Source organism: Nonomuraea jabiensis, assembly GCF_014204795.1.
GTDB classification, from domain to species: domain Bacteria; phylum Actinomycetota; class Actinomycetes; order Streptosporangiales; family Streptosporangiaceae; genus Nonomuraea; species Nonomuraea jabiensis.
In genome coordinates, this window is record NZ_JACHMB010000001.1 from 1,560,256 (window position 1) to 1,584,124 (window position 23,869).

At 69.7% G+C, this 23,869-nt stretch carries 25 protein-coding genes; 10 read left to right on the forward strand and 15 right to left on the reverse strand.

The genetic code is table 11. From position 1 onward, the window contains the following. Positions 1–119: 119 nt before the first annotated feature. On the forward strand, positions 120–737 hold the full coding sequence (locus HD596_RS06625) for an NUDIX domain-containing protein (protein ID WP_185068421.1): 618 nt from the start codon (positions 120–122) through the stop codon (positions 735–737). Positions 738–997: 260 nt separating this feature from the next. Here HD596_RS06625 and HD596_RS06630 read toward each other — a convergent pair whose 3' ends face one another. From HD596_RS06630 to HD596_RS06670, 9 genes are all read right to left on the reverse strand, one after another. Further along, positions 998–3,745, reverse strand: coding sequence for a CDP-glycerol glycerophosphotransferase family protein (locus HD596_RS06630; RefSeq protein WP_185068422.1), 2,748 nt, complete (start codon positions 3,743–3,745; stop codon positions 998–1,000). 209 nt (positions 3,746–3,954) lie between these two features. Further along, entirely contained in the window at positions 3,955–4,269 is a 315-nt protein-coding gene (locus tag HD596_RS06635) for an MGMT family protein (RefSeq protein ID WP_185068423.1), read from the reverse strand. Further along, positions 4,257–4,616 carry a hypothetical protein gene (locus HD596_RS06640; RefSeq protein WP_185068424.1) on the reverse strand — a complete coding sequence of 120 codons (360 nt, stop codon included), beginning with the start codon at positions 4,614–4,616 and terminating at the stop codon, positions 4,257–4,259. Before HD596_RS06640 ends, HD596_RS06635 begins: the two co-directional genes overlap by 13 nt. Before the next feature lie 22 nt (positions 4,617–4,638). Continuing rightward, on the reverse strand, positions 4,639–5,793 hold the full coding sequence (locus HD596_RS06645; RefSeq protein ID WP_185068425.1) for a S8 family serine peptidase: 1,155 nt from the start codon (positions 5,791–5,793) through the stop codon (positions 4,639–4,641). Further along, the gene (locus HD596_RS06650) at positions 5,787–6,587 is read right to left on the reverse strand and encodes a hypothetical protein (RefSeq protein WP_185068426.1); all 801 of its coding nucleotides are present in this window, start codon (positions 6,585–6,587) and stop codon (positions 5,787–5,789) included. The genes HD596_RS06645 and HD596_RS06650 overlap by 7 nt, the downstream gene beginning before the upstream one ends. Before the next feature lie 204 nt (positions 6,588–6,791). Beyond that, positions 6,792–8,000, reverse strand: a complete 1,209-nt coding sequence (locus HD596_RS06655; RefSeq protein ID WP_185068427.1) for a S8 family serine peptidase — start codon at positions 7,998–8,000, stop codon at positions 6,792–6,794. 20 nt (positions 8,001–8,020) lie between these two features. Continuing rightward, on the reverse strand, positions 8,021–8,737 hold the full coding sequence (locus HD596_RS06660) for a hypothetical protein (protein WP_313043009.1): 717 nt from the start codon (positions 8,735–8,737) through the stop codon (positions 8,021–8,023). A gap of 46 nt (positions 8,738–8,783) precedes the next feature. Beyond that, positions 8,784–9,965: an adenylyltransferase/sulfurtransferase MoeZ gene (moeZ, locus tag HD596_RS06665; RefSeq protein ID WP_185068428.1), complete on the reverse strand. Its 1,182-nt coding sequence runs from the start codon at positions 9,963–9,965 to the stop codon at positions 8,784–8,786. 43 nt (positions 9,966–10,008) lie between these two features. Beyond that, positions 10,009–10,911 carry an alpha/beta fold hydrolase gene (locus HD596_RS06670; protein ID WP_185068429.1) on the reverse strand — a complete coding sequence of 301 codons (903 nt, stop codon included), beginning with the start codon at positions 10,909–10,911 and terminating at the stop codon, positions 10,009–10,011. 888 nt (positions 10,912–11,799) lie between these two features. Here HD596_RS06670 and HD596_RS06675 point away from each other — a divergent pair. Then, positions 11,800–12,192, forward strand: coding sequence for a hypothetical protein (locus HD596_RS06675; protein ID WP_185068430.1), 393 nt, complete (start codon positions 11,800–11,802; stop codon positions 12,190–12,192). A 353-nt stretch (positions 12,193–12,545) separates the two neighbouring features. Then, entirely contained in the window at positions 12,546–12,890 is a 345-nt protein-coding gene (locus HD596_RS06680) for a hypothetical protein (RefSeq protein WP_185068431.1), read from the forward strand. 493 nt (positions 12,891–13,383) lie between these two features. On the opposite strand, the gene HD596_RS06685 is transcribed toward HD596_RS06680, so the two are convergent. The 3 genes from HD596_RS06685 to ku all read right to left on the reverse strand — a co-directional run bounded on the left by HD596_RS06685 (position 13,384) and on the right by ku (position 15,666). Then, entirely contained in the window at positions 13,384–13,683 is a 300-nt protein-coding gene (locus HD596_RS06685) for a hypothetical protein (protein ID WP_185068432.1), read from the reverse strand. A gap of 376 nt (positions 13,684–14,059) precedes the next feature. Continuing rightward, positions 14,060–14,398, reverse strand: coding sequence for a hypothetical protein (locus tag HD596_RS06690; RefSeq protein ID WP_185068433.1), 339 nt, complete (start codon positions 14,396–14,398; stop codon positions 14,060–14,062). A gap of 401 nt (positions 14,399–14,799) precedes the next feature. Further along, a complete protein-coding gene (ku, locus tag HD596_RS06695; protein WP_185068434.1) occupies positions 14,800–15,666 on the reverse strand; it encodes a non-homologous end joining protein Ku in 867 nt (288 codons plus the stop codon). A 59-nt stretch (positions 15,667–15,725) separates the two neighbouring features. On the opposite strand from ku, the gene ligD (HD596_RS06700) reads away from it, so the two are divergent. From ligD (HD596_RS06700) to HD596_RS06720, 5 genes are all read left to right on the forward strand, one after another. After that, on the forward strand, positions 15,726–16,628 hold the full coding sequence (gene ligD, locus HD596_RS06700; protein WP_246554172.1) for a non-homologous end-joining DNA ligase: 903 nt from the start codon (positions 15,726–15,728) through the stop codon (positions 16,626–16,628). Next, the gene (gene ligD / locus HD596_RS06705) at positions 16,625–17,509 is read left to right on the forward strand and encodes a non-homologous end-joining DNA ligase (protein ID WP_185068436.1); all 885 of its coding nucleotides are present in this window, start codon (positions 16,625–16,627) and stop codon (positions 17,507–17,509) included. Before ligD (HD596_RS06700) ends, ligD (HD596_RS06705) begins: the two co-directional genes overlap by 4 nt. A 44-nt stretch (positions 17,510–17,553) precedes the next feature. Then, positions 17,554–17,760, forward strand: a complete 207-nt coding sequence (locus HD596_RS06710) for a hypothetical protein (protein WP_185068437.1) — start codon at positions 17,554–17,556, stop codon at positions 17,758–17,760. Positions 17,761–17,877: 117 nt separating this feature from the next. After that, the gene (locus tag HD596_RS06715) at positions 17,878–18,498 is read left to right on the forward strand and encodes a TetR/AcrR family transcriptional regulator (protein ID WP_313043020.1); all 621 of its coding nucleotides are present in this window, start codon (positions 17,878–17,880) and stop codon (positions 18,496–18,498) included. 87 nt (positions 18,499–18,585) lie between these two features. Further along, positions 18,586–18,816, forward strand: a complete 231-nt coding sequence (locus tag HD596_RS06720; RefSeq protein ID WP_185068439.1) for a DUF3107 domain-containing protein — start codon at positions 18,586–18,588, stop codon at positions 18,814–18,816. Between the two features lie 179 nt (positions 18,817–18,995). Here HD596_RS06720 and HD596_RS06725 read toward each other — a convergent pair whose 3' ends face one another. The 3 genes from HD596_RS06725 to HD596_RS06735 all read right to left on the reverse strand — a co-directional run bounded on the left by HD596_RS06725 (position 18,996) and on the right by HD596_RS06735 (position 20,353). After that, positions 18,996–19,244 (reverse strand): hypothetical protein, encoded by a 249-nt coding sequence (locus HD596_RS06725; RefSeq protein WP_185068440.1) that lies wholly within the window; start codon positions 19,242–19,244, stop codon positions 18,996–18,998. 129 nt (positions 19,245–19,373) lie between these two features. Continuing rightward, positions 19,374–20,012, reverse strand: a complete 639-nt coding sequence (locus HD596_RS06730) for a ferritin-like fold-containing protein (protein WP_185068441.1) — start codon at positions 20,010–20,012, stop codon at positions 19,374–19,376. A gap of 68 nt (positions 20,013–20,080) precedes the next feature. Then, a complete protein-coding gene (locus HD596_RS06735) occupies positions 20,081–20,353 on the reverse strand; it encodes a hypothetical protein (RefSeq protein WP_185068442.1) in 273 nt (90 codons plus the stop codon). A 613-nt stretch (positions 20,354–20,966) separates the two neighbouring features. On the opposite strand from HD596_RS06735, the gene HD596_RS06740 reads away from it, so the two are divergent. Together HD596_RS06740 and HD596_RS06745 are read left to right on the forward strand one after the other, a co-directional pair. Further along, positions 20,967–22,793, forward strand: a complete 1,827-nt coding sequence (locus HD596_RS06740; RefSeq protein WP_221519212.1) for a DEAD/DEAH box helicase — start codon at positions 20,967–20,969, stop codon at positions 22,791–22,793. 185 nt (positions 22,794–22,978) lie between these two features. Next, a complete protein-coding gene (locus HD596_RS06745; RefSeq protein ID WP_185068443.1) occupies positions 22,979–23,869 on the forward strand; it encodes an alpha/beta fold hydrolase in 891 nt (296 codons plus the stop codon).

Below are 23,869 nucleotides of genomic sequence, written 5' to 3' on the forward strand. Positions count from 1 at the left end.
CGTATCGGGCCGAATCTCCACTTTCTCGCGCGACACGCCGCCTCATGTTCGCCCACGGCGTTGCCCTCTCGCCCCTGGCAATCTCGCTCACCAAGCGTAGGACCTTGTAACTTAGGGTCATGCGCTGGCAGGTCCACTCCGAGAGATCCCTGTACGCGGACCCGTGGCTGGACATCCGGGTGGCGGAGGTGGAGCTGCCCGACGGGCGCCGCCTCGACCACCGGCTCGTACGCACCGCACCCGGCGCGGGGGCGGTCGTCACCGACGACCAGGACCGGGTGCTGCTGATCTGGCGGCATCGCTTCATCACCGACAGCTGGGGCTGGGAGATCCCGCTGGGCCAGGTGGAGGAGGGCGAGATGCCTCAGGCGGCGGCCGCGCGCGAGGTCGAGGAGGAGACGGGCTGGCGTCCCGGCCCGCTGCGCCCGCTGCTGTCGATCCAGCCGACCAACGGCTTCACCGACAGCCTGCACCACATCTACCGCGCCGACTCCGCCACCCACCTCGGCCCGCCGTCGGACCCGTGCGAGGCGGAGCGGGTGGAGTGGGTGCACGCCTCGCGCCTCCGCAAGCTCATCGAGAGCGGCGAGATCGTCTGCGGCACCACCATGTCATCCCTGCTCTACCTCCTGGTGGAGCACCTCCCGAACGGCGGCTTCCACCGCGCCGAAGACCTCACCTTCGACTACGACCCCAACCGCCGCTTCCTCCTCCCCGACCTCCCAGACCTCTTCTGACACCACCGAAAGGGCGGGCGTCCGGGAGCGAGGTGCCGGACGATCGGCCCGGCGGTGGTGCGGGACGGCGGGCGAGCGGAGGCGTGGAGTGGCGCGCTTTTGACCACGGAGCCGGCCAAGAATGCGCGTCGTCACGGCGATCAGCCCGTGAGCCTTCACTACCGGCCAGGACGGACGGCCACCGACGTCGGCGCGTGCGGCCCACCGTGCGCAGCCGTAAAGAATGAAGGCCGTGACGGGCGCACGGCCCGCCACGGGAACTAAGAGAAAAGATGATCGACGACGCGAGCAGTGGCCTTCCCGTCGTCGCGGGGGGCGAAGGTGGCGCGGAAGGCTTCGTAGCGGTCGGTGTGGGCCGCCGCCACGGAGTCGATGTCGCGCAGGGCCTCGATCACCTCGGCCGACGTCGACAGCACCGGCCCCGGCGCCTGCTCGGCCAGGTCCAGGTAGAGCCCCCGCTTGGTCGAGTATTTGGCCAGGTCGTAGCCGTAGAACACGATCGGCCGGCCGGTGCACACGAAGTCGAACATGACCGACGAGTAGTCCGTCACCAGCACATCCGCCACCAACAGCAAGTCGGCAATATCGGGATAAGTGGTGACGTCGTGGGCGATGTCCGGGACGGCGGGCACCGCCTGCATCGGATGCGCCCGCACCAGGATCTCGTGATCGGCCCCGAGGGCCTCGCGCGCCTTGGCGAGGTCGAGCTTGACCATGGCGTTCTTGCGGTCGTAATCCCGCCACGTGGGCGCGTACAGGATCACCCGCTTGCCCTCCACGAGCCCCAGCCGCTCGCGCACGGCGGCGGCCAGCGCCTCGCGGTCGGGCGAGTTGAGGACGTCGTTGCGCGGCAGCCCGCTCTCCAGGATCTCGCCCTTGTAGCCGAACGCCTTGCGCAGCACCGGCGTGGCCCACGGCGACTGTGACAGCAGCAGGTCCCAGCCGCGCACCTCCGCCGCCTGGCGGTGCCAGATCGGCGGCTTCGGGTCGCGCGCCATGTGGGACTGGTCGTTGCCGATGTGCTTGGCCGGGGTGCCGTGCCAGGTCTGCAGCACGACCTGGTCCTCGCGGGCCCTGAACCAGACCGGCAGGAACGAGTTGGTCACGATGTAGCGGGACCTGGCCAGCGCGGCGTGGTGCTCGCGGCTGCCCGCGCGGATGACGGTCGCGCCGCCGGGCGGCACGAAGGCGCCGTCCTTGACGACCCAGATGTGCTCGCGATCGTCGCCCCGCCGCAGCCGCTCCTCGTAGATGGCGCGGACGCTGTCGGCGTAGAGGCGGCCGTCGTTGACGACGTAGACGGTCGCGTCGTTCAGCGGCTCGGTGCGCTGGGCCGGGTAGAACACGCGGCGCAGCACGTGGGTGCCGGCCACGCCCCGCTCGTCGGCGGGCCGGGCCTCCTCGACCGTCACGACAGGCACGTCGAACCGGGTGGAGATCATCCGGTACGTGCGCCCGTCGAGCGTGCGCGGGTCCTCGTCGAGTCCCGGCAGGGCCGCGTGGTCCATGCGCAACGGCACGATCTCGCCCGACGGGTGGCGGATCGACATGTTCCAGGTGCCGGAGGCGAGCGGCACGGGCTCGCCGAAGCGGTCCATGGCCGAGGGCTCGACGCGTACGGAGAACTCCTCGCCGGAGCGCTCCATGGGAAGCAGATAGGACAGCCCGGAGCGGTGCCGCAGCGTCAGCGTGCGGGGACCGGGGGCGTCGGGATAGTGGCCGCGCAGCAGGAGCGCGGAGCCCTCCCAGACGGCCGAGGTGATCACCGGACGGATGCGGTGGGCGGAGACGACCACGCGGTCACGGCGGTCGCCGAGCACGGTGATCTCGCGGTCGCCCACCGGCGTGCGGGTCTCCACGAGGTCGGCGAGCATGACGGACGCCGCCGGGTCGCCCTTGGGCTCGACCCAGAGCCGCCGCCCGTCCTTCTCCTGCAGCAGGGTGGGCACGGCCAGCCCCACCGTGACCTCCGTGCCGTCGCCGGACGGGGTGAAGTCGGCGGCGATGCGGTGGCCGCCCAGGCGGGCGTGGCCCTTGGTCACCGTGCGGCCGGACAGGAAGATCTTCAGCTCCAGGCGCTCGCCCTCGACGGACACGCCCTTCAGCTCGGCCCGGTTGGGCTGGAGCACGATCTGCAGCGCCCGGTCGGACGTCCACACCGGCCGGATCCACAGGCCCGGCTTCACCTTGAGCCCGGCGGGACGCTCGGGCCGGCCGACCGAGGAGCCGCGCAGCAGGCCCGTGGCCCGCGCGCCCCGGCTCCAGAACACGATCTCGGCCCGCCAGGTGGTCGTGTCGGGCACCGACGGGCGGTGCCGCATCCGCCGCCGCACGGCCGACACCACATCGCGTACGGCGCCGCGCCAGCGCAGCGGCCACGGGCTCAGCTCGGCGCTGAACCCGGACCAGTCGTAGTTGCAGCCGGGCTCGCGCGCGCCATGGGTGGCCTCGGGCGCGAGCACGCGCCGCGTGCGCATGCGGATGGGCGGCAGCCAGCGCGGCCCGCGCAGCACCACGGTCGCCCAGTTGAACCTGCGGCTGCGGACGGAGAGCCCCGCCAGGTACGCGAACCCGGTGACGCGCAGCTTGCCGTCGACCCAGACGATGTCGTCGATGTGGGTCACCGGCACCATGTCGGCGCGCCGCAGCCGGTAGAGGTCGGGCGGCAGCTCGTCGCGGAAGGGCAGGTCCGCGTACCAGCGCAGGCCCTTGCGGATGCGCTTGGACGGTTCTGCGGCGGCCGTCACGACCTTGGTGAGCGTCTCGCCCTCGACGAGCTCCTCGTCGGGCCGGTGCTCGATCAGGTGACATATGACACGCCGCGCGACCGGCAGGTCGTGCTTGACGCGCGCGTCCACGGCCGCGAGGTAGGGCCGGACGAGGTCCAGCATCTCGCGCCGACGTGCCGCGCCGCGCTTGACCGCGAGGTCCATGCGGGACCCGAGTGGGCCGCTCAGCACCTCGGTGTCGTACGCCGCGTCGCGACCGCCGGGGCCGACGGCTCGCATGACCGCTTCGAGGGGCTCTCCACGATCGCAAAGATCCTGGACAGCCTTGAGGCGGTCGGCGAGCGAATCGCCGCCCTGGCTCTGGGCTGTGACGCCGGTTGCCATTGGGGTGGCACCGCCTTTCGGGCCGCCATTCAGTGTTCTGCCCATGGTAATGCGAGTCACATGTCACGAATTCGCCGGTTCGGCGAAACGGCAGGTCATGACCCTTACTGAAAATCCGCTGAAGGCCCGTCCCAGCGCGCCTGTCTCATGTCCACCCGATCGCCCCGCAACGGCGTGCCTTCCTCACGCCAATGGGCCAGGCAGCGTTGCAGGTGGTCAGGGGCCGCGCCGGAGCCGTCGGCGTGGACGACGCGCCACCACGGCACGCCGCCGCCCCACGTCGACATCACCTTGCCGACCTGGCGAGGACCGCCCTCGCCCAGGTATTCGGCGATGTCGCCGTAGGCCATGACCTTGCCGGGCGGGATGCGCTCGACGAGGTCGAGCACCCGCTCGGCGAAGGGGTTCAGGGGGTCCATGCGGCCGGGCCCGCTTCGATGATCTCCTCGAACTTGCCGATCTCCATCGCGCTGCCGCCCGTCACGACCTCGATGACGCCGTCGCGCAGCGTGTAGACCTCGCCGTCCTCGCCCACGAGCCGGGCGCCGAGCGCGGCCGAGAGCCGGACGAGTTGAGCGACCTGCCAGTCGGAGCCGGGCTCGCCGACCAGCTGGCCCTGCCAGCGCGCCACCGCATGCGTGCCGCCCCTGTGCGCGGCCACGATCTCGTCATCTCCGCGCAGCCCGAAACCGGCCGGTGCGATGGCCTTCGCGAGCTCCGCGAAGGCGAGTGGCGAATCGCGCACCACCCGCAGCTCGTATCCCATGACGCGGGACCATAGCGGATCTTTACTGTTCCTTGCGCTGATTGAGCACGATGATCGCGCCGCAGAACATGACCAGCGCGACCAGCACTCCTCCCCCGTACAACCACAGCCGCAGCGGATCGGGCCCCGGCCTGGTCGGCACGGGCGAGTCCTCGCCCTGCCCGAAGTGCTCCTGACCTGACATGACGCTGCGCTGCTCCCCGGTCAGCCGCTCGGCGGCGTTGAGCGCGGCGGCCGCGTCGACCACCCCGAACCCGGTCTGGTCGTCGTATCCCGGGGCCGGCCGGCCCCGCGCGCTGGCGGCCAGCGCCTGCGCGACCTGCTCGGGCGGCAGATTCGGATAGCGCGACTTGACGAGCGCGGCCACGCCCGCCACGAGCGCGGCGGCCGAGCTGGTGCCCTCGGACAGCTCGTAACCGCTCTTGCGCTTGACCACGGGCACGCCCACGCCGGGCGCGGCGACCAGCACGGAGAGGTTGTCGCTGCTGAACGTGGCCCGTTTGCCCTGCTTGTCGGTGGCCGCCACGCCGATGACCCCCGGGTAGCCGGCCGGGAAGCTCCAGTAGGAGGTGCCGTTCTCCTTGGCGTAGCCGGTCAGGCCGTCGTTGCCCACGGCGGCGACCAGGACGACGCCCTTGCCGAGCGCGTACGAGACGGCCTCGCGCTCGGACCTGAGCGGGCCGTAGGAGCCGATGGACATGCTGATGACCTGGGCGCCGTGGTTGGCCGCGTACCGCAGGGCCCGCGCGAGCGGGCTCTCCGAGGTCTGCTCCTCGTCCTCCACCGGCGGGACGCTCAGCTCGGGGCTGTCGTCGGTGACCATGGGCAGCGACAGGATGCGGGCCTCGGGTGCGACGCCGACCAGCCCGTCGTCCTCCCCCGATGCCGCGATCAGGCCGGCCATGGCGGTGCCGTGCCTGCCCGGCGCCGTCTCCCTGACCACCGCGCCCGCGCTCATGTCGGGCCCCGCGGTCACCCGCCCCTTCAGCTCCTTGACCTGGTCGTCCACGCCGCTGTCCACGACCGCGACGGTGATGCCCTCACCCTTGGTGACGGTCCAGGCCTGTTCGACGTTGAGGGCGTCGAGCACCCACTGCTGCTGCTCCCGGACGGGGGCGGCGGTGGGTCCGGCCAGTACGAGGAGGGCCGCGGTGAGCGCGCGTACGGTCGCTAGCACACATTCCCCTGGGTGCAGGGCGGCACCTTGGGCGGGTCCGCGAGGAAGTAGGCGATCTGGTTGCCGACGGACTTCGCGGCCGGCCACAGCTCGGAGTGGAGGATCTCCTCCGGCGGGATCGCGGCCCTGGTCCGGCCGTCGGCGTAGCCGGCCGTGGAGAACACGATGTACGGCCCGGCGCCCACCCAGCCGGTGCGCTGGCGCTGGTCGGGGCCGAAGCGTTCGGTCACCGTGCCGGGGAAGGCGACGGGCAGCACGCCCACGCGGTCGTCCTGGGTGAGCTCCTCGCTCGCCGAGACCCTGGACGCCTCGTCCTTCAGCACGGCCACCCCGACCGTGATCACGAACGTGGCGGTCTGGTCGACGTACGTGGCCCGCAGCATCGTGACGCAGCCGTGGTTCTCCAGCACCCCGGCCACGGAGGCGTCCACGCCCTTGCCGCACTCGGTCTCGGGGGCGATGCCGACGCGCCTGGCGTACTGCTGGGCCCGGTCGAGCCCGAGGTACTTCACCTCTTCGGGGAAGACGCCCGTCGCCGGCCACGCCTGCCAGCGCCTGGCGATCTCCTCCTGCTTGTACTGGTTCTGCTCGGCGGGGGTCAGCGGGCGCGAGCGGGTCTCGGCGAACAGCCCGATCGTGCCGAGCAGCACGACCACGGACGAGACGACCACGATGACGCTGAGCAGCATCACGAAGATGCGCCGGTAGCGGACGCCCTGCTGGAGCGCCTCCCTCTCGGCGCGGTCCCTGGCGGCCGCACGCGCGCGGGAACCCGCCGCCGGCCACGTACGCACACGCGACCGCCGGCCGGTGGTGGCGCCGAGCGGATTCCTCCGTTCCGGCGTGGCCCCGCCCTCGGCGCGCGGTAGCCCTGAAGTCGACCTACGAGCCTTCACCACCGCCTCATCCTCGCCCTCCCTGCCCGTCGCCTCGCTACGTAAGGCGGGCTGGGGAGCCGATGCCGTCCCGTGTCTATTTCGTCCCCCTTAGTAGGCGGATCATGCATCTTGTGAGCTGTATGCCCGACGTACGCGCCTGACCAGGATGAATATGACGCCCAGGGAAGCGAACGCGCCGACGGCCGCCGCGGCGGCGATGGCCGCGTACACCGTGACGCGCTTGTCGTCCCTGACGATGACCTCGATGGGGGCAGTCCGCCCGCCGGCCAGCGGCTCGGCCGGGTCCTGGGCCTGGTCGCCCGCGGCGGTCTCGGTGTAGCCGGCCAGCTTGCGGGCCTCGGACAGGGCTCTGGCCGCGTTCACGACGCCGAAGCCGGTGCCGGTGTCGTAACCGCCCGGGGGCCTGTCGGTGGCGCCGGCCGTCAGGGCGCGGGCCACCAGCGGCGGCGACATGCCCGGATATTTGGCCTTGATGAGGGCGGCTATGCCCGAGACCAGCGCGGTCGCCTGCGAGGTGCCCCTGCCGACCCAGTACTCGTCGCCCGGGCCCGCGCCCATGATGTCCACGCCCGGCGCGGCCACCAGCACGGAGGAGTTCCAGTTGGAGAACGTGGCCCGCCGCAGCAACCGGTCCGTCGCCCCCACCGAGACCACCCCGGGGAACGCGGCCGGATAGGAGTAGGGGGCGAAGTCGCCGTCGATCTTCCGGTCGCCGTCGTTGCCCGCGGCGGCCACGAGCACGACGCCCTTGGAGATGGCGTAGCGGATGGCCGCCCGCTCCTCCCTGGTCGCCAGCTCTTTGGAGATCGACATGTTGATCACGTCCGCACCCTCGTCCACCGCGTAGCGAATGCCTTGGGCCACCACGTCCTCGAAGCGCTCGGCCGAGTTGAACTCCCGGAAACCCGGCTCCTCGTCCTCAAGGATGACCCTTACTGACAGTACGTCCGCTTCGGGCGCGACGCCGATGATCCCCAGATTTCCCCCATTGCCGTGCCCGTGCCCGGCGATCAGAGAGGCCATGTACGTGCCGTGCAGGCGGCTCGGGGCCACCCCCGGCGGGTTCGCGCCCTCGGTGAAGTCCTTGCCCACCCGCACCGAGCCGGCCAGGTCGCGATGGTGCGGATCGACGCCCGAGTCGAGCACCGCCACCGTCACCCCGTCGCCCTTGCTGGTGCGCCAGGCCTGGGTCAGCGCCAGCGTCTTGATGACCGGCCGCTGCCCGCCGCGTACGTCGTCCGCCCACGCCGGCGCGGCCCCGCACAGCAGCATCGCGACCGCCACGGCCGCCGTTCCCCGCCTGAGCATGACCCCCGTACTGCCCCGGCTCAGCACCGCCACTCCTCGGCCGCGCAGTCGGGCATCCGCGGCGTGCTCAGGTCGGTCAGCACCCGCTCGGAGATCTCGGTGGCGAAGGCGAAGATCGAGGGCCGCTGCTCGTCCGCCGCGTCCGCGGGCCGGCCGTCCACCTGGCCCGCCGTGGTCAGCACCAGGTACGGCCCCGCCTGCCGCACCGAGCCGGCCTGGCGCACGTCGGGGGTGAAGCGGTCGGCGACCGTGCCGCGGAAGGCCAGCGGGTACAGGCCGGGCACGGGTTTGCCGCTGTCGGAGAAGGCGGCTTTCGCGCGTACGGCGTCCGGCTCGTCGCGCAGCGCGACCACGCCGACCGTGACGAGCACGCCACGCAGCGCGTCGATGTAGGTGGCCCGCAGCAGGCCCTTGCAGCCCGCCTGGCGCAGGGCCTTGACCGCCTTGGGGTCGACCGCGTCGCAGGCGGTCTCGGGCGAGATGCCGATCCGGCTGGCACGTTCCCGGCCGCCCTGCTCGGCGGAGTACGGCAATGTGGCGGGGAAGATACGTCCGCTGGGCCAGGTGCGCCAGCGCTCGGCGACCTCGCGTCTGGCCGCCGCCTGGAGCTCGGCGGCGCTGGGGCCCCGGGTGAGCTCCGTGCCCGCCGCGCTGCCCGACACTCCGGCGGCCACCGCGCAGACCAGGGTCAGCGCGGAGGCCACCACGAGCGTCGGCCACGGACGGGCAGTGTTCACCCCATCGACCTTAATGGCGCCTTCCGGGGAACACCCCCAGAAACCATCAGTAGGAGGGCAGGCTCGGGTCGACGGTCTTGACCCAGCTCAGAACACCCCCACCGACGTGGACGGCGTCGGCGAACCCGGCGTTCTTGACGACGGCCAGCGCCTCGGCCGAGCGCGCGCCGGACTTGCAGTGGAGCACGATGCGCTTGTCCTGCGGCAGCTTCTCCAGGGCCGAGCCGTTGAGGAACTCGCCCTTGGGGATCAGCGTGGCGCCGGGGATCGAGACGATCTCGTACTCGTTGGGCTCGCGGACGTCGACGAGGAAGATGTTCTCGCCGCGGTCCTGCATGCCCTTGAGCTCCAGCGCGGTGATCGTGGAACCGCTGGCGGCCTCGGCGGCCTCGTCCGAGATCGCGCCGCAGAAGGCCTCGTAGTCGTCGAGGAGCTGCGTGACCGTCGGGTTCTTGCCGCACAGGACGCACTCGGGGTCCTTGCGGACCTTGACGTCGCGGTACTTCATCTCCAGGGCGTCGTAGATCATCAGCCGCCCGACCAGCGGGTCGCCGATGCCCGTCAGCAGCTTGATGGCCTCGTTGACCTGGATGGAGCCGATCGACGCGCACAGCACGCCGAGCACGCCGCCCTCGGCGCACGACGGCACCATGCCGGGAGGCGGGGGCTCCGGGTAGAGGCAGCGGTAGCAGGGCCCGTGCTCGGCCCAGAACACGCTGGCCTGGCCGTCGAACCGGTAGATCGAGCCCCAGACGTACGGCTTGCCGAGCAGCACCGCGGCGTCGTTCACCATGTAGCGCGTGGCGAAGTTGTCCGTGCCGTCGACGATGAGGTCGTAGCCGGAGAAGATCTCCATGACGTTCTCTGTGGTCAGCGCCGTGTTGTGGATGACGACGTCGACCAGGGGGTTGATCTCGCGGACCGACGCCGCGGCGCTCTCGGCCTTCAGCCTGCCCACGTCGGACTGGCCGTGGATGATCTGGCGCTGCAGGTTGGACTCATCGACCACATCGAAGTCGATGATGCCGAGGGTGCCGACGCCCGCCGCCGCGAGGTACATCAGCGCGGGCGAGCCCAGGCCCCCGGCGCCCACACACAGCACCTTGGCGTTCTTCAGCCGCTTCTGCCCCGCCATGCCCACATCGGGGATGATCAGGTGGCGCGAGTAGCGGCGCACTTCGTCGACGGTCAGCTCTGCGGCCGGCTCGACCAGCGGTGGCAACGACACGTTCTACGCTCCCGTTCCAGGGGGTCCTATCTCACCTTGAAACCTAGCTGGCGAGTGGGGCATTCCCCAATCGAGTCTCACGGATCAGACGGCGTGCTTCGGCCGCCACGACCTGCGGCATCTCCATCATCGCCACGTGGCCCGCCGTCGGCAGCAAGACAAGCCGCACCTGCGGGAACGTACGGTATGCCTTCGCGGCCATGGCGGGCCGGACCAGACGGTCGTGCTTGCCGTGCACGATCAGGGTCGGGGCCTTGACCTTGGCCGCCTGGCGCCACAGGTTGTCCTCGCCGCGGCGGAAGTATTCGGCCACGATGCCCCTGGCCGACCTGATCATGGCCTCCCCTGAGTAGGGGAGGTCGTCGCGCCTGCGGAGCTCGTCGATCGCGTCGCGCAGGCGTACGGGGTGGACGGCGCTGGTGTTGGCCCAGACCATCGCCACGGAGGCGTTGATGCGGTGCTCGGCGGGCACCAGGCGGAGCCTGCTCGCCACCCATTCGCCCAGTACGGGCACCGCGGCGGCGGCCACCCGGACGGGGCCGTACCTGGGGAGCAGGTCGGGCAGGGCCGGGGAGACGAGGGTGAGCGAGCGGACCAGGTCGGGGCGGGTGGCGGCCACGCGGACGGCGATCGCGCCCCCGAGCGAGTTGCCGAACAGGTGGGCCGGGCCCGTGTGCTCCATCAGCTCGGTCACGGCCCTGGCGTGGCCGGCGACGGTGTAGTCGCCGTCGGCCGGGGCGGGCGAGAAGCCCGCGCCGGGGAGGTCGAGGGCGTGACCGGTGACCGTGTCCTTGAGCTCGTCCATGAGGTCGGTCCAGTTGGTGGCCGACCCGGCCAGGCCGTGCACGAAGACGGCCTGCTCGCGCTGTCCCCGCTGGTCACTCGTCGATCGGACGTGCACCGAGCCGACCATGCGGCCCGGCCAGTCCGGGACCGGTTCCGCCATCGTGGGTCCTTTCTGACGTTCCTTCCTGTTCCCTCAACGATAACCAGCGCGTCTGGGTGGGGTCTGGATTCCGTACAGAAGCGCGCTTACTCCACCTTTTCCGGCATCAGGTACATATGGCCACACATGCCTCAAACGTCCCGCTGGTGTGATCGTCTGCGGCCGCGATGGCATCTCGGGGCCCGGTGCGGCACCCAGATCGGGGCCGGCGGGCGGATCGGTGGCGATCATCGCACGGTTCGGACAAATCGCCATATATCGCGACTTAGAGGTCTAATCGATCTCATCACGCGCCAAGAGTGTGGCAAAAGCCACCGTTCATCGTTTATGGCGCACCAAGGTCGGAAAGCATGACAACCAGCAGCACTTAGCGTGACGGTTGAGGAACGCACCGTTAATGGCGGGACAGACCAGCCTCGAACGCACCACCGCCGGGTGCCGCACAAAAGCGGGAGACATTTTCGGAGGGCGCACAATGCGTCCTCCGAATAATGACGCCGGGCGTCGGCGAAGCGCCCGGCGTAATGGCCGTTGATATGTTCGCGGACTTTCATCGGTCCGGGGGCGGCACCGCAGGCAGGCAGCTCACCACTCGCAGGACCGGCATGGCCGATGACGACAGGCCGGGCCGGGGCGCGAGCATTGCCCTGCGTGGCCGCCCTATCAATTGCGCCGCAATCGGACATATCATGCCATTTCATTGGATAGATCTTTAATGCGAGCAATAAGATTCTTAATGCATAGCAAAATAGGGTCTCTCCAGTTTGCCCGCCCGTCGCCCCGGAAATGACATTCAATGGATGACTCTTCAGCAGCCGTCCAAGACCTGTTTTCAGGTACCCGGAAACGTCGAGAACGGGGCAATCGATCCTTTAGGGGGAAAACGCAATGCCCAAGCTCAAGAGTGTTATCGCAGGCTTCGCCGTCAGCACGGCGCTGACCGGCGGCATGGTCAGCGCGGGCGCGGCCACCACTGCGGTCAGCGCCGACGCCATCAAGCTCAACACCTCATCCATCCTCACCGGCATCGACGACGACTTCGACGAGGGCATCGACGACGGCCTTCTCGATGACGACCTCGGCCGCAGCATCGTCATCGACCGTCGCGACCGTGACCGTCACCGCCGGCAGTGCCGCCGTCACCACGGCTGGGGCGGCGGCTGGGGCGGCGGCGGCTGGGGCTGGGGTCGCCACCGCCGCGGCGGCGAGGTCTGCGTCGTCATCCGCAACGACAACGTCAACGACAACAGGCCCGAGCGGCGTCGGGCGCGTACCTGGTAACAGAACCGTGCATTAATGGCGGGAAGATAAGCGTCCGCACCTTCGGGCAGGTCCTGTCTTCTCGTCTTCCGCGGGGGGTTCAGTGAGGGCTCTCCCGGCCTTTGGCCGGGGGAGCCCTCACTGCGTTGTACGGCGAGGAGCATGGGGGTGGAGTCTTTTGTTTCGACCATGAGGACGTCTGTGGTCAGCCAAATCAAGGTAGTTCCGGTTTGTTGGTGATTTGTCCGGAAATATGCGTCGTGCGGGAGATTCTCTAAGAATCTCGTCCGTAGCGTTTCCCCGATTCGGCCGGATCTGTGTCCGCTGGGCCGGGGGGCGTGAAACAGGGCAATCGAACCTTTAGGGGGAAAACAATGCCCAAGCTCAAGAGTGTCATCGCAGGTCTCGCCGTCAGCACGGCGCTGACCGGTGGCGTGGTAGCCGCGGGCGCGGCCACGTCGCCGGCCGGCGCGGCCGTCCAGGTCAAGTCCGCCGCCCCCGTTCTCGCCGGCAACTGCCGCGGCGCGGGCTGGCGCCGGTGCGGCTGGGGCGGTCGCTGGGGCGGCGGCCGCTGGGCCTGGGGCGGTCCCCGCTGGGGCTGGGGCGGTCCCCGGTGGGGCTGGGGCGGTCACAACAGGGGCGCCCGGGTCCGGATCGTCATCGTCAACCAGAACCACAACATCAACCGGGTCGACCGGGGTGACCGTGGCGAGTGGTAGGACTCAGACACTGAGCTGAGCATTGGCGTGCCCCTGAGGCCGCCGTAGCGGGCGGCATCCCCGAGCGATGACACGCCGCCCACACCAACGAGTGTCCGTATTCAGCGGGACAGGCGCCACCCTCCGGCCGGCGCCGCCCAAGCGAATACGGGCACTCTCTTCTTTCTGCTGGACGGTCATCGCTCCCTCTCCAGCGGCGCCCCCACAAGCCGGGCAGCCCTGTCCCCGCGTCACCGGCCCTCATCGGCACGGACCGCCCGTTCCCCGAGGAGAGGGCGGTCCCGGTCTTCTTCGAAATGGTCCCAGCCGGGTCCGGCTTACCGGCGGCAGGAGACACGTCGAATGCCCGTATTCGGTGGGTCGACGTCGCTGCCGGGGTGGACGTCGGGACCCGGTGAATACGGGCACTCGATCGGCGTGGCCGAAGTTCCATCGCTCAGGGGACTCCTGGTGTGGCACGGCCCGCGCCACGGGTTCGCCTGCGCGGTGAGTTCTACTGCCACGTGGGCTGGTTGTTGTCCTCGTGGTGGTCCATCTCGTGGCGCTCTTCCACGCGCTGCTGCACGTTGCGGTTGCGGTTGGTGTTGATGATGATGATCTTGATGCGGGGCATGCGGTGGCGCCAGTTGGCCCAGCGGCCGCCTCCCCAGCCGCCCCAGCCGCAGCGGCGCCCGCCCCAGTTGCCGCAGCCCTTGGCCAGGACGGAGGTGGCGGTGCCGACCTGGGTCGCCGCTTCGGCCGCGGACATGGCCGCGCCCACGCCGACCACGCCGCCGGAGAGGGCCGTACTCATGGCGAGGCCCGCCATAACACTTTTGAGCTTGGGCATTGCGTTTTCCCCCTACAGGTTCGATTGCCCCGTTCCTCACGTTCCCGGCCAATCCCCGAAAACCCGATCGACTAGGAAACGCCCCGGATGATCCTTAACGAATCATCCGCATCATGCATATTTCCGTCTGAAACAGCAGGCAAACTGGAATTGCCGTCATTTGGCCCACCACAGACATCCCCATGATTCTGCGCAAACGCCGCAGCGTAGATAGATCCGGACACAGCAAGGGCTCCCCAGCCCTAAGGTCTGGAGAGCCCTCGTCGAAAACCTGCCGTGGAGGCGCGGGGAAATCCCCCTACCGCGAAAACGCGGTCATCCCCGCGCCGTCAGTACACGGCTAGGACCAGTTGTCGTCGTTGTTGTGGTGGTGACGGTGCTCGCGCTCGCGCTCGCGCTCGAACCGGTTGATGTTGATGTTCCGGTTGTGGACGTTGACCCGAACGTGGCTGCGCTGGTGGTGCCGACGCCAGCCCCAGCCGCCGCCCCAGCCGCCGCCCCAGCCGCAGCGGCGCCAACCCCAGCTGCCGCAGCCATTGGCGAGGACGGAGGCGGCGGACTTGACCTGAGCGGCGGCACTGGCACTGGCCGAAGTCGTGGCCGCGCCCGCGGCTACCACGCCACCGGTCAGCGCCGTACTGACGGCGAGACCCGCGAAAACAGTCTTGAGCTTGGGCATTGCGTTTTCCCCCTAAAGGATCGATTGCCCCGTTCTCGACATTTCCGGTTATCCCGGAAAGAGGTCTTGGACGTCTGCCGAAGAGCCATCCATGAGGTGTCATTTCCAGACAGCAGCCCAACAAACGACACCTAGCCGGTTTTACCATGCATTAACAGTCTTATTGCTTGCATTAAAGATTTATAGACCGAAATAACGCGACTTATCCGTATATGTCCTATTCGGTGATCGCGTCGTAGAGGGTCGGAGGCAGCACGAAAAACCCCACCTCGCGGTGGGGTGAATGCCTGAGAAAGGCGGACGGGGGCTCAACACGGGAAAACGCGAGAAGCGCCGGCGAGGCCGTGGAGCGCCTCCCCTTACGGAGGCGTGCGGGACCGCTGAGAGAGATTCCGGCGGTGTCAGGCCGTCTTGCGCGTCTTGCGCTTGGCGGGGGCCTTCTCCTCGTCCTTGGACTTGGCGGCGGCCTTCTTGGGCTTGGCGGCCCCGCCCTCCCGCTCCCGCTTCGCGGCCTCCACGCTGGCGCGCAGCGCGGCCATGAGGTCGACCGCCGGTCCGGCCTCCTCTTCCTCCCGGGCCGGGATGACCTCCTTGCCGGCCACCTTCGCCTCGATCACCTGCTGCAGCGCCTCGCGGTACGTGTCGTGGTACTCGCCCGGGTCGAAGTCCGACTCCATGGTGCTGATCAGGGACTCGGCCATCTGGAGTTCCTGAGGCCGTACCTCGATGTCCTCCTCCAGGAAGCCGAAGTCCGGCGTGCGGATCTCGTCGGGCCAGAGCATGGTCTCCAGGACGAAGACGCCGTCCCGTACCCGCAGCGTGGCCAGGGACTCGCGCTGGCGCAGCGCCACCTTGACCACCGCCACCTGGCCCGAGCTCTCCAGGGCGTTGCGCAGCAGCACGTACGGCTTCGCCCCCTGCGCGTCGGGCTCCAGGTAGTACGACTTGGCGAAGTAGATCGGGTCGATCTGCTCGGCCGGGGCGAACTGCAGGACGTCGATCCTGCGGGACGTGCTCAGCGGCAGATCCTCGAAGTCCTCGTCGGTGAGCACGACGATCTCGCCCGTCGGCAGCTCGTAGCCCTTGGCGATGTCGGCGTACGGCACCTCTTCGCCGTCCTGCGTGCACACGCGCTTGTAGCGGATCCGGCCGCCGTCCTCGCGATGGACCTGGTGGAACGTCACGTCCTTCTGCTCGGTGGCGGAGTAGAGCTTGACGGGGATCGTGACCAGGCCAAAGGAGATCGCACCTTTCCAGATGCTGCGCATGGTCACTCCTCAGCTCTCAATCGTTCGCCAATGGGCACATACCCGTCATGGGGCAACCAATGCCATACCCCGTCGAACCGATGCTGGCCGTACCTGGGGAACTACCCTCCGATCGCGAGAGGTACGGACTGGAGGTCAAGTGGGACGGCATCCGCGCCCTCGTCCATCTTGACGGCGGGCTGAGGGTGACGGGGCGGCACGGGGTCGAATACACGCGGAGGTATCCGGAAATATCCGGTTTCGGGATCAAGAACGCGATCATCGACGGCGAGGTCGTCGCGCTCGACAGGGGCGGCAGGCCCAGCTTCGTACGGTTGCAGCACAGGATGCACCTGACCGATCCCGAGCCGATCATGCTGGAGCTGTACCCCGTCACGTATATGCCGTTCGACCTGCTCTATCTCGACGGCACGCCGCTGTTCGACCTGCCCTACGGCGACCGGCGGGCGCTGCTCGACGAACTGGACGTCGGGGCGCCCCCGTACTTCCCCGGCGACTCCGACCTGCTCGCGGCCACGTCCGAGCAGGGCCTGGAGGGTGTGGTCGCCAAGCGGCTGGACTCGCCCTACCGGCCGGGCACCCGGTCCCCATGGTGGATCAAGGTGAAGCACCTGCGTACCAGGGAGGTCGTGATCGGCGGCTGGAAGCCCGGCAAGGGGCGCCGGGCGGGCGGGATCGGCTCGCTGGTGATGGGGATGTTCACCGATCGAGGGCTCGCGTACGTGGGGCACGTCGGGACCGGGTTCACCGACACCGTGCTCGAAGAGCTCTACCGGCGGATGAGCCCGCTGGAGATCCCGCACAGCCCGTTCAGCAACGAGGTTCCGTGGCGAAATCGGTGGGTTAGGCCGGATCTCGTCGGGGAGGTGGCCTACACGATGTGGACCGACGAGCAGCGGCTGCGCCACCCCGTGTGGCGCGGCCTGCGCCCCGACAAGCTCCCCTCGGAGGTGACGCTGTGAACAGCCCGGCGAAGGTGCCGGTAAAGGTCGACGGGCGAGCGCTGACGCTGAGCAACCTGGACAAGGTCCTCTACCCCGAGTTCGGCTTCACCAAGGCCGAGGTCATCGACTACTACAGCCGCGTGGCCCCCGTACTCCTCCCCCATCTCAAGGGCAGGCCCCTGACCGTCAAGCGCTTCCCGAACGGCGTCGACGGCCAGTCCTTCTTCGAGAAGAACGCCCCCGACCACACCCCGGACTGGGTCAGGCGGGTCAAGCTCCCCGTCCCCGGCAGCACCAAGAACCGCGAGGCCATCGACTTCGCCGTCATCGAGGACCTGCCCACGCTCGTCTACTACGCCAACCTGGCCGCGCTCGAGCTGCACGTGCCCCAGTGGCGCGTCGACGAGGACGGCGAGGCGCTGCCGCCCGACACGCTCGTGTTCGACCTCGATCCCGGGCCGCCCGCGACCATCGTCGAGTGCTGCCGCGTGGCCCTCATGCTGCGCGACGTGCTGGCGGCCGACGGGCTCACCGCCCTGCCGAAGACCAGCGGGAACAAGGGCATGCAGCTGTACGCCGACTGGGACTGCCGCGAGGAGCCCTCCGCGTACGCCAAGAGACTGGCCCGGCTCCTGGAGAAGGAGCACCCCACACAGGTCGTCAGCGTGATGGCGAGGAAGGCCAGGCCCGGCAAGGTGTTCATCGACTGGAGCCAGAACAACCCCGCCAAGACCACCGTGGCGCCCTACTCGCTGCGGGCCAGGGAACTGCCGACCGTCTCGACACCGCTGAGGTGGACGGAGGTCGAGGGCTGCGAACGGCCCGAGGAGCTGGTGTTCACGGCGGCCGACGTACTCGCCAGAGTGGAGAAACGTGGCGACCTTTTCGGCCGGGCGTAGGCTGGTGCCGTCCACACCAAGAGGGGGACCAGAAGATGTCGGAGATGGACACACGCCCGGACGAGCTCTCCTACGACCAGGAAGAGGCAGAGCTGTCGATCGAGACGCCCGAGGCGGACGCCGCCGAGCAGCATTTCGAGATCCGCGAGACCGCCGGGAGGCAGCGCCGCGAGCTGCCGCTCGACGTCGACCCCGCCGACGCGGCCGACCAGGACCGCGTGGTGGATCTCGACGACGACGAATATCGCTGAGCACGGCTGCGCGACGACCGGTCGGCCTCGCGGAACGAGGCGATGAACAAATGAACAACGGCCCTACCCGCACGTAGGATGTCCGCACAGCCCGCTGAGAGACCTATGGAGACCCGCGTGACCGCAACCCCGGACGCGAAGCCCCGGGGCACCCGGCTGCCCCGACTCGCCCGCCGCCGGCAGCTGCTGAGCGCCGCGCAGGAAGTGTTCGTGGAGAACGGCTATCACGCGGCCGCCATGGACGAGATCGCCGATCGGGCAGGGGTCAGCAAACCGGTGCTCTACCAGCACTTCCCCGGCAAGCTGGAGCTCTATCTGGCGCTGCTCGACCTCCACGTCGACGACATGGTCAACCGCTGCCGGGAGGCGCTGGCCTCCACCCACGAGAACAAACTCCGCGTGCAGGCGACGTTCAGCGCGTTCTTCGACTTCGTCTCCACGCAGGGCGAGGCGTTCCGGCTGGTGTTCGAGTCCGACCTGCGCAACGTCGCGCCGGTGCGGCAGCGCGTGGAACGCTCGCTGCAGGAGTGCGCGGAGATGGTCAGCGTGCTCATCCAGGAGGACACCGGGTGCACCAGCGACGAGGCGCACCTGCTCGGCGTGGGGCTGGTCGGCATGGCCGAGGTGAGCGCCCGCTACTGGGTGACCCAGCACGGCTCCATCCCGAAGGACGCGGCCGAACAACTCATGGCCCGGCTGGCCTGGCGCGGCATCAGCGGTTTTCCGCGTACGGCATAAACCGTTCGCTGGGCGCGATCATTTGCCCTTTTCCCGGCTACGAGCCGCCACGATGGGAGTGAGCCAGCCCGTCGACTAGGGAGCCACATGGAAGTCAAGATCGGCGTACGCTCCGTACACCGCGAACTCGTTGTCGAGACCGACCTCTCCGCGGAGCAGGTCGAAGAGGAGATCAGGAACGCGTTGTCGGTCGATCGTGGCGTGTTCGCGCTGACCGACGTGAAGGGCAGGCGGATCGTGGTGCCGGTGGCCTCGCTCGGTTTCGTCGAGATCGGTGAGGACGAGGCCCGCCCCGTCGGATTCGGCGGCACCCTCTAGAAGCTTTGCTGACCTGGGGGTACGGCTCACCCGGCCGTACCCCTCCCAGGGCCGGCCCTCGTTCCCCAACCCCCGGCGATCGTCCCGCGCACGGGGCTGTGCGGCTGCGCGGGCTCGGTGCGCGGCGACCGCCCGATCGTCCCGCGCCTGTGGGGCAGCGCGCATGGTGCAGCGCGCACCTACGAGCCGCCGCAAGACCCCAGCCGGTCCCACGGGCAGCCCGCACCCCAGCAGCCGCCGCAAGAGCCCGGCCCGCTCGCCCTGCGCCCGAACGCCCCGCCACCCCACGCCCACGGCCCGACGACCGCGGGCGTCGGCTGTCCGCTGCCCGCGCCCTGCGTCCGGGTCCCGAGGCCCGGGTCCCGCCACGCCGCATCCCGCCGGCCCGACGCCTCCGGCAGCGGCACGAAGGCGCGCCACACCCGCATTGCACCCGCACCGCACCCGGGCCATACCCTCGCCGCACCCGCACCGCAGCCACGCCACATTCGTGCCGCACCCGCGCCACACCCGTGCCACGCCCACCCAACGCCTTCGGGGCCCGTGTTCAGGGACGGTCAGAGGCCCAGGGTGGCCATGCGTTTGTTGTGGGCCTCTGTCAACGTCGCGAAAAGTCGGGAAATGTCGGTGGCGCCTTCCCCCGACACCAGCAACAGCGCCAGGTCGGGCCGTGCCGAGGCCACCTGCTGCCCCTGGCTCAGCGCCTCGCCCACGAGCCGGCGCGCCCACAGCGCCAGCCGCCCGGCCGCCGCGGGCGACGCCTCGATCCCGGCCCTGACCCGCTCGACCGCGAACTGCGAGCGCCCCTCGTCCACCAGCACTTCGTCCACCAGCTTGGCGATCGAGGGATCGAGGTGCCTGGCCGCCTCGCGGTAGAAGTCGAGCGCGATGCCGTCCCCGACGTACGTCTTGACCAGCGCCTGCAGCCAGTCGGCCGGCTTGGTCTGCGCGTGCCAGGCGTCGAGGGCGCCGACGAACGGCGACATCGCCTCGGCGGGATCGGCCCCGAGCTCGGCCAGGCGGTCACGCAGCAGGCGGAAATGGGCATACTCGGTCACGGCCAGCTCGCTCAGCGCCGCCCGGTCGGCCAGCGAGGGCGCGAGCGTGGCGGCGTCCTCCGTCATCCGCGCGTACGCACTGAGCTCGGCGTAGGCGAGCACCCCGAGCAGGTCGACCACTCCTGGAGACTCCGTCATCTGAATTGTGGCACCCGAGCCCGAACCTTCAGGTCCGGAAGGAAGCGCCACCCCTCCTTTCGAAAACATTATGGAGAACCTCGGTAACGGGCCCCGCCCAGGCCCATGCCCTCATCGCAGCCATCCGGCTGTGTGATCAGGCGGCTGCCTTCATCTCGCGCCCGGCTTGGCGCGGCCACGCCTTCACCTTGCTCGGCCTGCGCCGGCTCGTCTACCACCCATCCCGCGCCCACTTCGCCGGGCTTGGTGCCCAGGCGGCCGTGCGGGCCGTCGCCCGTGTTGCGGGAGCCTGCGCTCACCGGCGCGCCGCTGAGAAGCGCGCCCGTGTCTTCCGCCCGCATGGCACCGCCCCTCACGACGCGCGCATGATGAGCTGGAATCGTGATGTCCGGACCGTGTCGCCGTGGACCCGCGCCGGTCGCGTGACCGTGCCCCGCACCGGGCGGCCAGGGGATATCCGCGGGCGGGTGAGGGCTCATCGGTCCCGGCGGCGCGCCCTGCGCGGCCGGGCTGCTGTCAACCAGCCACACGCTACCGGCCTCCCTTCAGCCACACGGGACGGGACCGTGAGAGCAAGCCACCAGCCTCAGCCGGTGGTAGTTGATGGATGGCAGCGTACTTCCGCGAATCTTCGGGAACATACGTAAGCTCGGCCAGCGTTGTGCTATCGAGTACACTGCTCTGTGAAAGTGCGACCGCACTGTGTAAATTCGGGGGTTTCTCCCGGATACCCCCACTTCCGGGTGCGCGGTCGCTGATGACGCGAGAGGGCTGGCTCTACCGCGAGGACCCACGTAACGAGGGCTGTTCATGCCCGTCGGTCCCGGCAGGCCCGCCTTCATTTGAGAACTGAGGCAGGCCACGCTGACGACTTTCCGAGACCTCGGAGTCACACCTGAGATCGCCGATGCCCTCGAGACCGAGGGCATCGTCACACCGTTCCCCATCCAAGAGATGGCTCTCCCGCTCGCCCTGAGCGGCCAGGACCTGATCGGCCAGGCGCGCACCGGCACGGGCAAGACCTACGCGTTCGGCATCGCCATGCTCCAGAGCATCGGCAAGCCGCGCAAGAACCGCAAGAAGCCCCGCGGGCTCGTCGTCGTGCCGACCCGCGAGCTGGCCACGCAGGTCAGCGAAGACCTCGTCACCGCCGCCGGCAAGCTCGGGTCCCGGGTTCTGACCGTTTACGGCGGGCGCGCGTACGAGCCGCAGATCGAGGCTCTCAAGGCCGGGGTCGACGTCATCGTCGGCACCCCCGGCCGCCTGCTCGACCTGGTCAAGCAGAAGCACCTCGACCTGAGCCAGGTCACCACCCTCGTGCTCGACGAGGCCGACCGCATGCTCGACCTGGGCTTCCTGCCCGACGTAGAGCGGATCTTCAACCTGATCCCCGGTCAGCGGCAGACGATGCTGTTCTCGGCGACCATGCCGGGCGAGATCGTCACGCTGTCCCGTAAGTACCTCAACCGTCCGACCCACGTACGCGCCGAGCACGAGAGCGGCGAGGGCGAGACCACGCCGCAGGTCCGCCAGCTCGTGTGGCGCGCGCACCGGATGGACAAGATCGAGATCCTCGGGCGGCTGCTGCAGGCCGAGGGCCGCGGGCTCACGATGGTCTTCTGCGAGACCAAGCGGGCCTGCGACATGGTCGCCGAGCAGCTCGACACGCGCGGCTTCGCCGTCGCGGCCGTGCACGGCGACCTCGGCCAGGGCCAGCGCGAGCAGGCACTGCGCGCGTTCCGCAACGGCAAGATCGACGTGCTGGTGGCCACCGACGTGGCGGCCCGCGGCATCGACATCGACGACGTCACCCACGTGGTCAACTACGACTGCCCCACGGACGACAAGACGTACGTGCACCGCATCGGCCGCACCGGCCGGGCCGGGCGCACGGGCATCTCGGTCACGTTCGTGGAGTGGGAGGAGCTGACCCGCTGGAAGATGATCAACCAGATGCTCGGGCTCGAGTTCGCCGAGCCCGAGGAGACCTACTCCACCTCGCCGCACGTCTACTCCGAGCTCAACATCCCCGAGGGCACCAAGGGCGTCCTGCCGCACGCGAGCCGTTCGCGTGCGGGGCTGTCCGCGGAGCGCCTGGAGGATCTCGGGGAGACAGGCAGGGCCCGCGTCCGTGGCGGCCGTCGCCGCGACGAGCGCGAAGAGCGCCGCGAAGAGCGCCCTGCCCGTACGCCGCGCCAGCGCCGCCGCACCCGTGGCGGCAAGGAGCTGGCGGAGACCGCAGTCGTCGAGACTCCGGAGGTCGAGCTCGTGGATGCCAAGACAGAGGAGACTCCCGCGATCTTCACAACGGACGAGATTCAGGAGGCCGCCGAGCCGAAGCGGACGCGTACGCGGAGGGGGGCGGCTTCGTCTGCCATCGAGCAGGCGCTCGCCGACGCCCCCGAGGCGCCCGTCAAGGCCACCCGGTCGCGGCGGACCGCCGCCGTCACCGCCCCTGAGGCCGACACCGTCGAGGAGGCGCCGGCGAAGAGCACCCGCTCTCGCCGCACCGCCGAGCCGGTGCCCGTGGCCGAGGCTCCACCCGCTGCCCCGCCCGCTGCTCCGGTCGCCGAGCCGGCGCCGAGCTTCCTCGCGACGCCGCCTCCACCGGTGCGCAAGGAGCCGGAGCGGATCGTCCCGCCGAACCCGTTCACGGTGATCTTCCAGTCGCCGGACCTGGCCTCGGACGACGACGACATCGCCCCGTCGGCGGCCACGGAGCGCAAGCAGCAGCGCCGCCAGCCCCGCAGCGGGGGCGGCAACCGCCGCCGCTCGGGCTGAGCGCCGTCTGAACACCGTCTGGAGGGCGCGCATCCGCATCGGGTGCGCGCCTTTCCGGGTAAGAGGCCCGCGGGCCGTCAGAGGCGCTCTGGGCGCGTCTTGGGCTCCCGCCAAGGAGCCGCGTTTGCCCTGCGTGATGCCCGTGACGGTGTCGAGCCGCTGACCTCTGGGTATTGTTGCCCCACGTGAGTACGCCGCGATTCCTCGATCTGCCTCCTGGCGTCGCACCACAGAAGATCGAAACGCCACAGGGCACGTTCGCGGTCCTGGAGGCCCTTCCGGTCAGTGGTGTGATTGAGCGCTGGCCCGCCCTCCTGGTCCCCGGCCTGACAGGCAGCAAGGAGGACTTCCTCGCGGTGCTGATGACCCTGGCCCACTCGGGGCGCAGGGTGATCGCCGTCGATCTGCGCGGCCAGTACGAGACGCCCGGCCCCGACGACCCCGCCGCCTACACCTGCCCCGCGCTCGGCGCCGACGTCGACGCGCTCGCCCAGATCATCGGTGGCGGCGACCCCGTTCACCTGGTGGGCCACTCCTTCGGCGGCCTGGTGGCCAGGGAGGCGGTGATCGACGGGCGCACGAGGTTCGCGTCGTTCACGCTGATGGGGTCCGGGCCCTCGGGCATCGAGGGCAAGCGGGCGGTCAACGGCCGCAAGATCATGGAAGAGGTCCAGGAGTTCGGCCTGGAGCACGTGTGGCACCACCGGCTGGAGCCCGAGGCGCTGTCCAACGACGTGTCCGACGAGATCCTGGCGTTCCTGCGCAAGCGCCTGCTCACCAACTCTCCGACCGCGCTGGCGTGCATGGCCGAGCAGGTGCTGAGCATGCACGACCGCACCGACGAGCTGCGCCAGGTCGAGGTGCCCACGCTCGTGCTGTACGGCGAGCACGACGACGGCTGGCCGCCCGAGGCGCAGTCGGAGATGGCGGCCAGGCTCGGGGCCGAGTCCGTGGTCGTGCCGGGCGCCGTCCACTCGCCCGCCGTCGAGGCGCCGGAGACGACGGCGGCGGCGCTGGTGAGGTTCTGGAACGCGGCCGAGAAACACTATTTGGACACCAAGTCCAATGCCATGTAA